This is a genomic window from Streptomyces sp. NPDC002690, from assembly GCF_053592415.1.
The window spans coordinates 1-14,160 of the sequence record NZ_JBSFVR010000187.1 but is presented as its reverse complement, the minus strand read 5'-3'; the positions used below and the strand labels follow the sequence as shown (position 1 = coordinate 14,160).

Sequence of the window (14,160 nt, the reverse complement as noted above, 5' to 3'; positions counted from 1 at the left end):
CCTGAGCCTCCGTGGCATCCATGCCACGGATGAGGTCCACCACTCGGCGGGCCTTCATGGGCGTGACGCGGATGTACCGCGCCTGGGCCCTGGCTCAGCGCCCGGCGCCGCCGATGCGGCCTTCCAACTGCACCAGCAGCTCGCTGAGCTGGGCACTGAGGCGGTCGCGGGCCGGCTCGTCCAGCCCGGCCAGGACCGTGCGTTCGTAGGCGAGTTGCTGGGGCAGCAGCCGGTCGACGAGGGCGCGCCCCTCCTCGGTGAGCCGGACGAGGGCGACCCTGCGGTCCCGGTCGTCGCCCCGGCGCTCGACGAGGCCGCGTTCCTGGAGGGCGCGCAGCCGTTTGGTCACGGCGGCCCCGGAGGAGAACGTCTCCCGGGCGAGTTCGCCGGGGGTGAGTTCACGGCCGGTCCGGCGCACCGCGCCGAGCAGGTCGAACTCCGCGCGGTTGAGTCCGGCGGCGCGCAGCGGGGCGTCCTCGGCCTGCTGGAGGAGTGCCGCGCAGCGGTTGATCCGGCCGATCAGCTCCATGGGCCCGGTGTCGAGACCGGGGCTCACCGCCTGCCACTGCCGGACCACCGAGGCCACGATGTCGTCGCTCACACCGTTCCGTTCTCCGGGGCGAGGGAGATGAGTCCCTGCCGTTGTGCCGTCGCGGCGAGCGTACGGTGTCCGGCCCGCTCGGCGGCGAGGAGGTCCTCTTCCGGCAGGGCGCGCTGCCACCACTCCCCCGCGGCGGTGTCGCCCGCCTCGCGCAGCTCGACCAGGGAGGCGGTGAGCGCGCGGCGGGACGCGTCGAGCGCGGCGGGGCCCGCGGTGTCGTCGGCGAGGACGCGTACCGCGTGGGCGCGGGCCCGCTCGGTGGACTCCAGTGCCCGTTCGACCCGGCCGGTGGCCCGGCGGTTGGTGACCAGTACGGCGGCGAGGAACCCGACGGCCGCTCCGACCACGGTGTCGATGACCCGGTCGCCGATGAGTTCTCCGGCGGGGTGGGTGCCGCCGAACTCGATGACCAGGAGCGCCATCGGGGTGACCGCGACCGAGCCGAGCCAGTAGTTGCGGGTGATGAGGGCCTCGGCGGCGAAGTTGAAGCAGAGGACGCAGACGATCAGCAGCAGCGGGCTCACCCGGGTGAGCGGGAGGACCGCGGCGAAGACGAGCACGCCGAGCAGATTGCCCAGCGTCCGCTGGAGGGCCCGGTTCCAGGAGAGGGTGACGTTGGCCTGGTAGAGGGAGGCAGCGGTGACGATGGCCCAGTAGGGGCGGCCGACTCCGAGCGCCTCGCAGGCGTACCCCGCGAGGGCGCAGCCGATGAGGGTGCGGACGGCGATGGGCAGCACGTGGGAGCCGGGGCCGAGGCGGCGCAGCAGCTCGCCCCTGTTCGTACGGGCCCCGTGGCGGGCGCGTTCGGCGTCGATGCCGTAGAGCTCGGCGGTGGTGCCGGGGGCGGCCGGCGGCGTCGGGACGGGTCCGCGGGCCCGGGTCTGCGCGGCCCACTCGCGCAGCCGCGCGGGGTCGGCGGCGGCGCGGTGGCCGTCCGGGGAGCTTTCGGCGAGCGCGGCCTCGGCGTGCACGACGAGGCGTTCGAGCGCCCGGCGAGCGGGCGTGGCCCGCCCGGAGGCGAGCAGGGTCTGCCAGGCTCCGTGCACCGCCGCGGCGGCGGCACCCCGGGTGCGGGGGCCGGGATCGGCGACGCAGGCGGCGGCAGCGTCCAGGGCCCGCGCGGTGGCACGGCGTTCGGGTCCTTCGCGGCGCAGCAGGGCGGGTCCCACGGTGACGCACCAGGAGAAGGCGCCGGCGGCGAGGGTGAGCGCGAGATGGCCGGGTATCTGGCCGAGGTGCTGGGGCGCGAAGAGGGCCGCGGAGGTGACGAAGGTGAAGATCACGTGTCCGGGCGGCCCGATGCGTGACGCGTCGCAGAGCGCCTTCTGGGTGGCGGCGAGCAGTGCGCCGACGGCGATGAGGATCGGGGTGGAGTCGGTGAGCGAGCCCGCGAGCAGCGACACGGCCAGCCCGGCGGTCATGCCCACCACCACGCGCGCGACGGTCCCGGCGCGGCGGGCGTACGGAAGGGCGTGCCCGTACAGGGCGCAGAGCGATCCGGCCATCGTGTACATCACGAGGTCCAGCCGGTCGACGGCGAAGAGCAGCAGATTCGGTACGAGGGACGCGACGACCACGCTCAGCGCCGGCTTGAACCAGGTGTCCGAGGGGTGGTTGAGGCGGAGGGCCGCCTTCAGGGGAAGCCTGCGGACGGATGGGCGCCGGGGAGGGGTCGTTGTCTCACTCACCCATTTACTTTAACAGGTATTACACCTGTAAAAGATATGTCCGGCTGGGGCCGGTCAGGGCGACTCGTCCGCTGGTGGTTCCGGTCGTTTCGGCGCCGGCTCCGGCTCAGGCGGTTCCGGTCTCGGTTCCGGTGGTTCCGGTCTCGGCTCCGGCTCCGGTGGGTCGAGTGCGGCCTCGATGCCGGCGAGCTGGCGGCCCAGGCTCGTGATCCACACCTCCAGGTCGACCGAGAGCGGGGCCGACGGCCTTCCGCCCGGGAGCTCCGCCCCGTGCGGTCCGGCGGTGGGCCCTCGTGTCACCAGCCGTGCGGCGATGCGTCCGGCCGCCTCCTCCAGCGCGGCGGCGCTCTGCCGGGTCCAGGCGTCCGGCGGGGCCGGGGCAGCCGGACGGAGGCCGAAAAGCGGCAGCCGGTGAGCACCCCACAGCATGTCGTCGGCCGCGACGAGCACGGCGTGCCAGTCGGCCCCGGAATCCTCCGACGCCGCCGGCCGGGTCGCCGCCTCGGCGCGGTACTGCGCGTACGCGGCCTCGGCCAGGCGCATCCGGTGCAGGGTCAGCAGGGTGCCGGGGACGGCCCGCCCTCCCGGCGGCGAGGTCAGCAGGATCTCCGCCGTACCGGGCACCAGCGCGCCGCAGGAGCGCAGCAGTCCGGCCATGGCCCGCCGGACCTCGTGCCCGGCGCCGGCGGGCCAGGCCAGCAGCCCGCAGAGGAGACCGATCACGCTGCCGGTGACGACGTCGATCATCCGCACCTCCGAGAGGCGCCAGCTGACCGGCGAGATCTGGGCGAACGCGGTGGCCACGACCAGCGTGAAGGCCCCCTGGGTGCAGGCGATCCCCAGCATCGGCCCGCCGAAGAAGGCCAGCAGCATCAGCGGGGCGAGCAGCACCGCGTACGCGTCGGTGAACGGGCCGATCCCGATCAGCAGCGCGCCCGCCACCACGGCCCCGGCGGCGTTTCCGGCCACCGCTCGGCGGACCGCCTGCCAGGTGGCCACCACCGTGGAGCGTCCGAGGGTCAGCACGACCAGCAGGACCCAGAACCCGTGGGCCAGATCGAGGGAGCCGGCCACCAGCCGCGCCGCCGCGAGGCCCAGCGCGGTCCGCACGGCGTTCTGGAAGAGCACCGAGCGGAGGGTCACGTTGCCGAGGACCCGCCGGGCCCACAGGCGGGGTGCGGCCGGCTCGGCGTACCAGAACATCGCCCGCGGGACGGGAGCGCGGGTCGGCGCGCCGTTGAGCGCGATGCTCAGCGCGACCCCCGCGACGCGGGCGGATTCGGCCAGCGCCAGCACCCGGGACTGCCTGCGGAGCAGGGCGGTCGGGAGCGGCTGGACGGCCTGGGGGGTCTGGTCGGCCGGCCGCGACAAGGCGGCGTCCGGTGGTCCGGCGGCCAGGCGGACGCGGTCTGCCTGGAAGTTCCGCATCGCGTGTTCCAGGGTGTCCGGCGCCGGTGCGCGGCTCCCCGTGCGCAGGGCGCTCGCACACGCTTCGCACAGCTCTCCGACGCGGACCAGGAGGGTCGCGGACGCCGGATCACGCTCTCCCGGATGCGCCTCGGCGAGGGAGGCCAGCTGGCCGAGGAGGCGGCGTACGGCGCGGCCGGTCTGCTCCAGCGCCCGGTCGGTGCGGCCCGCTCCGGCGGGGCGTTCAGCGGGCGGAACGTGCGACAGCCGCATCGTCGCTCCGGCCTCGCGCAGCCGCTCGGGCGGCGTCTTCCCGGCGCGGGCCTCGTGTGCCGCGGTACGGAGCCCGGCGGCCAGCCGTTCCCGGTAGGAGGGGGCCGCCGGGTCGGGCAGCAGGATCTCGCAGGCCGCGAGCAGCAGCAGGCCGAGGCTCAGCCCGGCCACCCGCTCCAGAAGCGTGTCGGGCGCGTAGGGAGGGAAGCAGGCCAGGATGTAGAAGAGCTGGAGGCCGGGTCCCGCACCGGCCGCGCGCGGTCCGGCCACGGCCGCGAACGCCAGGACGAAACCGACGACGAGCATGCCGCCGACGGCCGCCCAGGTGTTCACCGCGAGCAGTGTTCCCAGGGTCACCGCCACCAGGGCCGGAGGAACGACCCGCAACGTGACGGACGCCTGCTGACGGCCCGAGCCGGGCACGGCGGAGAGCATGCCCATGGCGATGGGTGCGAAGAGCGCGTACAGCGCGGCGACCGGAAGTCCGGCGGCGTGCAGCAGGGGATAGAAGCCGGCGCTCGCGGCCGCGGTGACACGGACGGATCTGCGCCAGAACGCGGCCCGCTCCGGCCCCGCGATCACGCCGCCGCTCCCCCGGGCCCGGGACTTCCCGCACCGGACCGGAGACCGGCCCCGGGTGTGTCCAGGAAGGTTCGTGGCGGACGGGTGCGCATGCCACACCCTCCTTCCCGACTGACACCGGTGCTGCCGGTGGACCGGTGGCGGCCTGGCGAGGTCGCCCGGCCGCCCCGCCATTGTCGACCGGCGCCCGGTCACCCGCTCGCGGTACCGGAAGCCGTTCCGTAGGCCGGGGCGGGGAGCGGCGCCGGGGCCGGGGGTGGGTCCGTCGGGGTGCGCAGGGTCTCGGCCGCGTCCGAGACCCTGCGGAGCAGATCGAGGAAAATGCCCTGCTCGTCGGCGGAGAGCGGGCCGAGGAAGACCTGGTTCATCCGGGCGGCCCGCAGTGCCACCTTGCGGTGGACGCGGGTACCCGACTCGGTGAGGCGCAGCACGGACCGTCTGCCGTCCCGCGGATCGCGGACCTTGTCCAGCAGGCCCCGTCCCAGCAGCCGGGTGACCAGGTCGGCGATGGTCGAGCGGTCCAGACCGATCCGCTCCCCGGCGGTGCGCTGGTCGAGCCCGGGCTCGGCCAGCAGCGTGTTGAGGAGGGCGAACTGCGGTGAGGTGGTCTCCTCGGAGACCATCGTGGTCCAGAGCAGGTGGTGCGCCTGCTGGAAGCGCCGGGCCAGATGGCCCGGATGAGTGCTCAGATCGACCGCGGACACGGCCCGCCCTTCCAGTTCATCGGTGGCAACCGTATCGACCGCCGGAGAAAGAACAGTGTACTGAGGGTATTGACCACCTCCAACTCTCCTGGTTAGCTCCGGAGTCGTCAGAAACTACTCCGTGCACTGACTAAATCCGAACCACGAATCCGCGCGGCCGATCCACGCGGCGAACGCGAGCAGCACCTGCGAGCCGACCCCCGGAGTCACCATGGTTTCCACACCCCTGCCCGACGGCCTGGACCAGTCCGCGATCGATCGGGCGATGGATCTGGCCGAGGTCGCGGATCGCGTCGGGCACCACCCGCCGCGCGACTACCCGCCGTACCGGAGCAGTCGTCTGCGCCATCCGCACCGGTCGTTGATACCCGTCCGCGATCCGGAGGCCGTCGAGCTGTCCGGGCCCGCCTTCGGTGTCAGCGACGTCACCGCGCTGGACAGCGATCTGACGCGACAGCACCACGGTGAGCCGCTGGGCGAACGGATCACCGTCAGCGGAAGGTTGCTCGACCGGGACGGGCGTCCCGTACGCGGTCAGCTGATCGAGGTCTGGCAGGCCAACGCCTCGGGGCGGTACGCCCATCAGCTCGACGACCATCCGGCGCCGCTCGACCCCTCCTTCACCGGCTTCGGGCGCTGCCTGACCGACGACGAGGGTGCCTACGCGTTCACCACGATCAAGCCGGGGGCGTACCCGTGGCGCAACCACACCAACGCGTGGCGCCCGGCGCACATCCACTTCTCCCTCTTCGGCACGGCGTTCACGCAGCGGCTGGTCACCCAGATGTACTTCCCGGGCGATCCGCTCTTCGCCCACGACCCGGTCCTGCGGTCCGTCACGGACGCCGCCGCCCGCGCGCGACTCGTCTCGGTCTACGACCACGGGCTGTCCGTGCCCGAGTGGTCCCTGGGCTACCGCTGGGACATCGTCCTGGACGGCCCGTCCGCCACCTGGATCGAGGAAGGCCGCGACCGATGAAGCACGCACCGACACCGCCCCAGACCATCGGCCCGTTCTACGGGTTCGCGCTGCCGCTGCCCGACGGCGGTGACATCGCCCCGGCCGGGCATCCCGACACCATCACGGTGCGCGGTCTGGTGCTCGACGGCGCCGGGGACCCCGTGCCCGACGCCGTCGTCGAGACCTGGCAGCCCGCCCCGGACGGATCGCGCACCGGGCTACCGGGTTCGATGCGCCGCGATCCCGTGACGGGGCGCAACGCGGGCCGCAACGGGGTGGACTTCACCGGCTTCGGCCGGGTCTGCACGGACGCGGACGGTCAGTGGTCCCTGCGGACGCTGCCGCCGGGCGGCGTCCCCTATCTCAGCGTCGTGGTCTTCGCGCGCGGCCTCGTCCACCACCTGTACACCCGGATCTACCTGCCGGACGGACGGGGAGCGGCACCCGAGGACGATCCGCTGCTGAAGTCGCTGGACGAGCAGCGCCGCGCCACGCTGATCGCGACACCCGCGGGCCACCGTACGTACCGTTTCGACATCCGCCTTCAGGGCGAGGGCGAAACGGTCTTCCTGGAGTTCTCCTGATGCACGAGAACGGCACGGCCCCTGCCGGAGGCCCGCCGCCGGTGTACGGCGACGACACGGGTCTGCTCGCTCCCGGGCGGGCAGGGTCCCCGGCCGAGACCGCCACCGGCGACGCGGCCTTCCTGCGAGCGCTGCTCGACGCCGAGGCGGCCCTCACCCGGGCCCAGGTTTCCTGCGGGCTCGCCCCCGCCGAGGCGGGGCACGCGGTGACCCGGGCCGCCGACCCCGCCGGCTTCGACCTGCGGGATCTCGCACTGCGGGCCCGCTCCGGCGGCAACCCGGTGATCCCGCTGGTGGCCGATCTGCGCGCACGGGTGGCCCCGCAGCTGCGTGACCACGTCCACCGCGGCGCGACCAGCCAGGACATCATGGACACGGCCGCGATGCTGGTGGCCTCGCGTACCCTGGCCCTCGTCCTGGCCGACCTCGGGCGCACCGCTTCGCTGCTGGGCGCGCTCGCCGCCGGACACCGCGACACCCCGATGCCGGGCCGGACGCTCACCCAGCACGCGGTGCCGACGACCTTCGGCCTGAAGGCCGCCGGATGGCGTGCGCTGCTGCTCGACGCCCGGGACCGGACGGCCGCGGTACGGGCGTCTCTGCCGGCCCAACTCGGTGGTGCGGCAGGCACCTTGGCCGCCCTCGGCCCCCAGGGCGGCGACGCGGAGGACCCGGCCGTCGCGTTGGCGGTCGTGTCGGCGTACGCGGCCGAACTCGGTCTCGCGGAACCCACGTTGCCCTGGCACTCGCTCCGTACCCCGGTCGCCGACCTCGCCGGCGCCCTGGCCTTCACCGCGGGCGCGCTCGGCAAGACGGCCGCGGACGTGCTGAATCTGGCCCGCACCGAGATCGGCGAGGTGACCGAGGGGACGGGCGGCGGGTCCTCCGCGATGCCGCACAAGGCGAATCCGGTCCGCGCCACGCTGATCGCCTCGGCCGGCCGCCGCGCCCCGGCGCTGGCGGCCACGCTGTACGGCTCGCTCGCCGCCGAGGACGAACGCCCCGCCGGCGCCTGGCACGCGGAGTGGGAGCCGCTGCGCGATCTGCTCCGGCTGGTCGGCGGATCGGCCCGGGACGCCGTCGAACTCGTCGAAGGTCTGCGCGTGTTCGCGGACGTCATGCGTGAACACCTCGGCCTGACCGACGGGCTGATCGTCTCCGAGCGGCTGGCCTCGGTGGCGGCGGACCGGATCGGCCGCGCGGAGGCCGGCGCACTGGTGGCGCGGGCCGCCATCACCGCCCGCGAGCAGCGGCTGCCGCTCACCGAAGTCCTGGCGCCGGAAGCCGCGTTCTCGGGGGTCGACCTCGACGCCCTCGGCGATCCCGCGCGCTGCACCGGCTCCGCAGGCCTGCTCACCGACCGCGCCCTGGAGCGTCGATGAACGAACACTCCAACCCCGTACCGCACTTCCGCGAGGACGGGACTGCGGGTGCGCCACCGTTGCTGCTCGGTCCGTCGCTCGGTACGTCCACGGCGCTCTGGGACGCGGTCGTCCCCGGCCTCTCGGCGATGCACCGGGTGGTCCGCTGGGACCTGCCGGGACACGGTGGCTCGCCGGCCGCTCTGATCGGCCCCGGGGCGACCGTCGCCGATCTCGGCCGCCTGGTCCTGTCCCTCGCCGACGCGCTCGCGCTGGCCCGTTTCTCGTACGCGGGCGTCTCCCTGGGCGGCGCGGTCGGCCTCTGGCTGGCGATCCACCACCCCGGCCGGATCGACCGCCTGGCGGTCGTCTGCTCGTCCGCGCGCTTCGGCGAACCGGAACTCTGGCGGGACCGGGCTGCACGGGTACGCGCGTCGGGCACCGGGCCGGTGGCCGAGGGCGCACAGGCGCGCTGGTTCACCCCGGGGTTCACCGTGCCGGCTCTGCTGGACGATCTGCGCGCCGCCGATCCGGGGGCCTACGCGGCGTGCTGCGACGCCCTCGCCTCGTACGACGTGCGCCCGCTGCTCCCCTCGATCGGCGTGCCCACCCTGGTCCTGGCGGGACGCGAGGACCCCGCGACGCCGCCGGCGCACGCGCGGGAGATCGCGGACGCCGTTCCCGGCGCGACCCTGCTGGAGCTGCCGGGCGCCTCCCACCTGGCGCCCGCCGAACGCCCCGAGCCGCTGGTACGGGCCCTGCGGGCGCACTTCGCGGCCGAGGTCCCGGACGCCGGAGGGTCCTGGTCGCGCGGACTCGCGGTGCGGCGGGAGGTACTCGGCGACGCGCACGTGGACCGGGCACGGGCGGCCACCACGCCGTTCACCTCACGGTTCCAGGACTTCATCACCCGCTACGCCTGGGGTGAGATCTGGACCGACCCCACGCTCCCCCGCCGGGAACGCAGCCTCATCACCCTCACCGCCCTCGTGGCCCACGGCCACCTGGACGAACTGGCCCTGCACGTCCGCGCCGCGGTCCGCAACGGGCTCACCCCCGAAGAGATCGGTGCCGCGCTGCTCCAGACCGGGGTGTACTGCGGGGTGCCCGCGGCGAACGCGGCGTACCGGGTCGCCGGGAGGGTGCTCGCGGAGATGGAGGCGGAGTCGAGGGGCGAGGCGGAGGGCTGAGCGCCCCGGCCGGTCCGCCACAAGCCGGGTCCGCTTCCGTCCCCGGAACAATCGGTCCGGCGGACAATCGGTCCGGCGAAAAACGCCGGTGCTCCGTACGCGTCGCGCGTACGGAGCACCGGCGTCGGCAAGGGCGTGACTCAGCCGAGTCCGCGCGAGTCCTGCTTGAGGGCGGTGTCCACCGTGAGAGCCGTCGCGATGACGAGGCTCAGCATCGGCTCGGGCAGCTGGTAGTGGATCTGGAGGACGTAGTTGTCCGCCGTGGTGAAGAGCGTCTTGGCGAGCCCTTCCCAGGTCTTGGTGATCCGGGCGATCTCGGCGTCGTTCTGGTCGACGATCGCGAAGTTCCAGGCGCGCCAGTTCTCGGCCTTGATGGCACCGATCTTCTGACCGTCCACCATGATCGCGAAGTTGATCTTGCCGAACGCGTTCTGCTGGACGATCTCGCCGACCGGCTGGCCGTCGGGACGCTGGACGATCACCCGCGACTTGATGAACTTGGCGGGGCGGGTCAGCAGCAACTGGGGCTGACCGTAGGCGTCCCGGATCTCCAGGCGGTGCGTCAGGTACTGGTCCCAGCTGGTGAGGAGGCGCACCAGCTTGCGGAACGCGCCCTGCCCGACCTGCACGACCGAGCCGAGCGTCGCGCCCTGCTCGTCGAAGACGCGGTACTCGTTCGTCACCTCGATCAGCTTGGCCTTCTGGTTCACCACCAGGACCTGCTGATTGAAGAGCGTTCCGGCGCTGATCTGGCCGGGCTGGGCGGGCGCCTTCTGCTGCTGGGGCACGGCCGCCTGAGGGGCCGGGGCCTGCACGGCGGCGGCCTGCGGAGTGCCGGCCGGGGCCGTGGGCTGGGCGCCCGCGGCGGGGTGGGTGTGCTCGGTCCACTGGGAACCGTCCCAGTAGCGGAGCAGCTCCGCGGCTCCGTGCGGATCAGGGAACCAACCCGCAGGTATGTTCGAGGTCGTGGTCACCGAGGCACACTATCCCGCGACAGGGCTTCAGGCACATTTTTGAAACTTCACACACCTATTCAGTGGCGGCGATGACCAGGCCGAGGGCGCGGGAGGACGTACCGGCGGACGCCGCGTCCGCGAAGGGGCGAACCGCGTCCCCTCCGTCCGTCACCGGTCTGCCGGTCAAGTGCCTTCCCGAGGTGGGTCCGTGGAGCGAGGTCCGTGCTGTCACGGTTCCGCCGGGCCGGCTCCTCCGTGCTCCCTCGGACCGCAGGCCGCCGACCGCGTTCACCCCCGGATCCGGCGGACGTGAAAGCTGTCCGGCCCCCGCCACCGTGAGCCGGACCAGAGTCCCTGTTCGAGGGGCGTCGCACCCGGTCCGCCAGAAGGCTGATGAAGCCCCCCAGGGGCACCGCCCCTGCGCACTTTTCCGTCGATGCCGAATTCCGAGGACGTTCCCATGACTTCCACCCAGAACCAGGACTCCCCCTCCTCCGCGCGCCGCGCCAAGCTGGAGGAAGCACGGCGCAAGGAGCGCGGCCGCGAGCGCCGCGTCAGGATCTTCACCATCTCGGCCGCCGTCGTGGTCGTCGCCGCCCTGGTCGTCGGCGGCGGCTACCTGATGACGAAGGCGGACGACAAGGACAAGGCCGAGGCGAAGGCGAAGACCGACGCCATCACGGGCGAGCGCAGCTGGGACAAGCTGACCCAGAACCATGTCGAGACTCCGGTCTCCTACCCGATGAACCCGCCGGTGGGCGGCGACCACAATCCGGTCTGGATGAACTGCGACGCCGACGTGTACACCGAGGCGATACCGAAGGAGAACGCCGTCCACTCCATGGAGCACGGCGCGGTATGGGTCACCTACAACAGCAAGGCCGCGGCGGCAGACGTGAAGGCGCTCACCGAGCGGGTCGAGGCCACCCCGTACTCCCTGATGAGCCCGTTGGAGGACCAGGCGGACCCGTTGATCCTGAGCGCCTGGGGCAAGCAGGTCACCGTGACGAGCGCTTCGGACCCGCGGGTCGCGCAGTTCTTCACCAAGTACGTGCAGGGCGCGCAGACGCCGGAGCCGGGTGCCGCCTGCACCGGCGGGATCGCGAAGTGACGAGCGCCGGCCGCGCGGCCGGGTCACGGCGGCTGGCGGTGGCGGGCGTCGCCGTGCTGCTGCTCGCCCTGGGGCTGGTGGCGCTGATGGTCGTACAGCCGTCCTCCGCTTCCTCCTCCGGCTCCGCCTCCCAGGCCGGGCGGTCGGCGCCGGAGGACGGTTCGGTGGACGCGGGCTTCGCCCGGGACATGTCCGTACACCACCAGCAGGCCGTCGAGATGTCGTTCGTCGTGCGCGACCGTACGGACGACGAGGACGTGCGCCGGCTGGCCTACGACATCATCAACACGCAGGCCAACCAGCGCGGCATGATGCTGGGTTGGCTGGAGATGTGGGAGCTGCCCAAGAGTTCGGCCGTCCCGCCGATGCGGTGGATGGGTCACACGGTCACCCCGCACGACGGCGCGCTGATGCCCGGTATGGCCACCGACACGCAGTTGGACGCGCTTCGTGCGGCGAAGGGCGAGGAGGCCGAGGTCCTCTATCTGCGGCTCATGACGGCTCACCACACCGCGGGGGCACAGATGGCGCAGGCGGCGGCCGGCTCGGCCACCACCGAGGCGATCAGAAACCTGGCCGCGGGCATGGTGCGCGGGCAGCGCTCGGAGATCGCCCTCATGGCGGACATGCTCCGTGAGCGCGGCGCGACGCCCTGACGACGGCCAGGCGCGGGGCGCGGGGCGCGGGGAACCGGGAGCTGGGACGGGGACGGGGACGGGAGGAGAACACGTTCGGAATGCGCGGTTCCTCCCCTCTCCCGGTCCCGTCGCACCTGCCGTCACATAGGCTCGGTGGCGATATGAAGAATCACCTCACGCAGCTGGGCCCCAAGGCCGACAAGGACACCGTCCGCAGGCACAACCTCAGTCTCGTGCTCCGCGCCGTCCGCGACGAGGACGAGACCGGCGAGGCGACCCGTGCCGGTGTGGCGGCCCGGGTGGGGCTCACGCGCGCGGCGGTCTCCTCGCTGGTCGAGCAGTTGCTGGAAACCGGTTTCCTCACCGAGTCCGGCAAGACCTTCAGCGGGCAGGCGGGGCGCCCCGGCACCGCGCTCAAGGTCGCCCGTACCGGGCCGGCGGGCATCGGCGTGGAGGTCAACATCGACTACGTCTCGGTGTGCGTCGTCGACCTGGCGGGGACCGGGCGGGTGCGGCAGACCGAGCACCTGGACAACCGGGGAGAGCCGCCCGAGGAGGTCCTGGTCCGTGCCGCTCGGATCACCGCGCGGACCCTGGACGCGGCCCGCGAGCAGGAACTCCACCCGGTGGGCGCCGCGCTCGCCCTGCCGGGCCTCGTCTCCGGCGGTGCCGTGCGTCAGGCCCCCAACCTCGGCTGGAACCGTGTCCCGGCGGAGCGCCTCTTCGCCGAGGCACTCGCCGTACTGAACCCGGGTCTCGGCCCGCTGCCCGTCAGCTCCGAGAACGAGGCCAACCTGGCGGCGCTCGCCGAGCTGTGGTTCGGCGGTCTCGGCGATGTGCGCAGCTTCCTCTATCTGACGGGCGAGATCGGTGTCGGCGGCGCCCTGGTGATCGGTGGCGAGCTGCTGCGCGGCGCGCACGGCTTCGCCGGGGAGATCGGCCACGTCGTGGTCGACCCGGCGGGCCCCGAGTGCCGGTGCGGCTCGCGCGGCTGTCTGGAGCAGTACGCGGGCCAGGCGGCGCTGCTGCGGGCTGCGGGCATAGAAGGGGCCGGGGGCGGTGCGGCGGTGGTCGAGCTGGAGCGCAGGGTGCGATCCGGCGACGCGCGCGCCGAAGGGGCGGTCGGCGAGGCGGGCCGGATGCTGGGCCGTGTCCTGTCGGGCGCGGTGAACCTGATCGACCCGGACGCGGTGGTGCTCGGCGGGATCTACCGCGGCCTGATGCCGTGGCTCTCGGGGCCCGCCGACGAGGAGCTGACCGGCCGGGTGGTATCCGGCCTCTGGTCGCCGGGCAGCGGCAGGCTCCGGGCGTCGTCGGTGGCGGGGGACGCCGCCCGGGGCGCGGCGGCCCTGGTGATGCAGGACGTACTGGCCGACCCGGTGGCCTACGCCGGCCGGGAGCGGTGATAAGAAGACGTACCGGCCCGGGCAGCACGCCCGCACCGGAGAGCCGACCAACCCTCCATGGCGGCGCGTTCGCCACCGCGGCCGCCTTCCCAGCTGCCTGTGCGTCCGCCTTCGCGGTCGCCCGAACGGAGTGATCGCCGTGACCGGACCGACCCCCGGGACCCCTGCGACGTCCACCCCTCGCGCGGTGCTGGAGCGGTACCACCGGGCGATGCTGTCGATGTCCGCCGACGATCTGGCGGATCTCTACGCGGTCGACGCGGTGCACGAGTTCCCGTTCACCAGCCCCGGTCTCCCCGCCCGCTTCGAGGGGCGCGAGGAGGTCCGCGCCGGTTACCGGGCGGCCTGGGGCGCGAGTCCCGCCGAGGTCACGGAGCTCCGCGACGTCACCGTGCACGAGACCGGCGACCCGGGTGTGATCATCGCCGAGCACGTGGTGGTGGGTTCGCTGCCCGCCCGGGACCTCACCTTCACCGTCCCCGGGCTCCTGATCCTGCACGTGCGGGACGGCCTGATCGTCCGCGTCCGGGACTACATGGACGGCTTCGGCGTCGCGGCGTCCCGGGGCTGAACAATCCCGGAGCCGCCGGCAGGCGCTCGCGCACACGAACCGGCGGGGGCCGGGCCGTCCGTTCTGCGTGGGACAAGGGAGACCTCAAGTGATCCAGCAGCGGGGAAACATGGACTGGATGCTCAAG

General features: G+C 73.4%; 13 protein-coding genes and 1 pseudogene. 8 read left to right on the top strand and 6 right to left on the bottom strand.

What is annotated here, in order from left to right; translation table 11 throughout:
• The 5 genes and pseudogenes from ACWD3D_RS22340 to ACWD3D_RS22320 all read right to left on the bottom strand — a co-directional run.
• Positions 1-94 (bottom strand): annotated as a pseudogene (locus ACWD3D_RS22340) (large ribosomal subunit protein uL22); the annotation flags it as partial.
• Positions 95-601 carry a MarR family winged helix-turn-helix transcriptional regulator gene (locus ACWD3D_RS22335; RefSeq protein ID WP_451462591.1) on the bottom strand — a complete coding sequence of 169 codons (507 nt, stop codon included), beginning with the start codon at positions 599-601 and terminating at the stop codon, positions 95-97. It abuts the pseudogene before it with no gap.
• On the bottom strand, positions 598-2,289 hold the full coding sequence (locus ACWD3D_RS22330; RefSeq protein WP_451462590.1) for an FUSC family protein: 1,692 nt from the start codon (positions 2,287-2,289) through the stop codon (positions 598-600). The genes ACWD3D_RS22335 and ACWD3D_RS22330 overlap by 4 nt, the downstream gene beginning before the upstream one ends.
• Before the next feature lie 54 nt (positions 2,290-2,343).
• Entirely contained in the window at positions 2,344-4,551 is a 2,208-nt protein-coding gene (locus ACWD3D_RS22325) for an FUSC family protein (RefSeq protein ID WP_451462589.1), read from the bottom strand.
• Positions 4,552-4,742: 191 nt separating this feature from the next.
• The gene (locus ACWD3D_RS22320) at positions 4,743-5,255 is read right to left on the bottom strand and encodes a MarR family winged helix-turn-helix transcriptional regulator (RefSeq protein ID WP_451462588.1); all 513 of its coding nucleotides are present in this window, start codon (positions 5,253-5,255) and stop codon (positions 4,743-4,745) included.
• Between the two features lie 265 nt (positions 5,256-5,520).
• Between ACWD3D_RS22320 and pcaH the strand changes: the two genes are divergently transcribed.
• Genes pcaH through pcaDC form a run of 4 tightly spaced genes read left to right on the top strand, consistent with a single transcriptional unit; the run spans position 5,521 to position 9,351 of the window.
• Positions 5,521-6,234, top strand: coding sequence for a protocatechuate 3,4-dioxygenase subunit beta (gene pcaH / locus ACWD3D_RS22315; RefSeq protein WP_451462592.1), 714 nt, complete (start codon positions 5,521-5,523; stop codon positions 6,232-6,234).
• Positions 6,231-6,800: a protocatechuate 3,4-dioxygenase subunit alpha gene (pcaG, locus tag ACWD3D_RS22310; protein WP_451462587.1), complete on the top strand. Its 570-nt coding sequence runs from the start codon at positions 6,231-6,233 to the stop codon at positions 6,798-6,800. The genes pcaH and pcaG overlap by 4 nt, the downstream gene beginning before the upstream one ends.
• Positions 6,800-8,182 (top strand): 3-carboxy-cis,cis-muconate cycloisomerase, encoded by a 1,383-nt coding sequence (pcaB, locus tag ACWD3D_RS22305; RefSeq protein ID WP_451462586.1) that lies wholly within the window; start codon positions 6,800-6,802, stop codon positions 8,180-8,182. Before pcaG ends, pcaB begins: the two co-directional genes overlap by 1 nt.
• Entirely contained in the window at positions 8,179-9,351 is a 1,173-nt protein-coding gene (pcaDC, locus tag ACWD3D_RS22300; protein ID WP_451462585.1) for a bifunctional 3-oxoadipate enol-lactonase/4-carboxymuconolactone decarboxylase PcaDC, read from the top strand. Before pcaB ends, pcaDC begins: the two co-directional genes overlap by 4 nt.
• Positions 9,352-9,491: 140 nt before the next feature.
• On the opposite strand, the gene ACWD3D_RS22295 is transcribed toward pcaDC, so the two are convergent.
• Positions 9,492-10,325 (bottom strand): phospholipid scramblase-related protein, encoded by an 834-nt coding sequence (locus ACWD3D_RS22295; RefSeq protein WP_451462584.1) that lies wholly within the window; start codon positions 10,323-10,325, stop codon positions 9,492-9,494.
• Positions 10,326-10,767: 442 nt separating this feature from the next.
• On the opposite strand from ACWD3D_RS22295, the gene ACWD3D_RS22290 reads away from it, so the two are divergent.
• The 4 genes from ACWD3D_RS22290 to ACWD3D_RS22275 all read left to right on the top strand — a co-directional run bounded on the left by ACWD3D_RS22290 (position 10,768) and on the right by ACWD3D_RS22275 (position 14,033).
• A complete protein-coding gene (locus tag ACWD3D_RS22290; RefSeq protein ID WP_451462583.1) occupies positions 10,768-11,418 on the top strand; it encodes a DUF3105 domain-containing protein in 651 nt (216 codons plus the stop codon).
• Positions 11,415-12,074: a DUF305 domain-containing protein gene (locus ACWD3D_RS22285; RefSeq protein WP_451462582.1), complete on the top strand. Its 660-nt coding sequence runs from the start codon at positions 11,415-11,417 to the stop codon at positions 12,072-12,074. The genes ACWD3D_RS22290 and ACWD3D_RS22285 overlap by 4 nt, the downstream gene beginning before the upstream one ends.
• Before the next feature lie 143 nt (positions 12,075-12,217).
• The gene (locus ACWD3D_RS22280; protein ID WP_451462581.1) at positions 12,218-13,462 is read left to right on the top strand and encodes an ROK family protein; all 1,245 of its coding nucleotides are present in this window, start codon (positions 12,218-12,220) and stop codon (positions 13,460-13,462) included.
• A 139-nt stretch (positions 13,463-13,601) separates the two neighbouring features.
• Positions 13,602-14,033: a nuclear transport factor 2 family protein gene (locus ACWD3D_RS22275; RefSeq protein WP_451462580.1), complete on the top strand. Its 432-nt coding sequence runs from the start codon at positions 13,602-13,604 to the stop codon at positions 14,031-14,033.
• Positions 14,034-14,160: the final 127 nt, after the last annotated feature.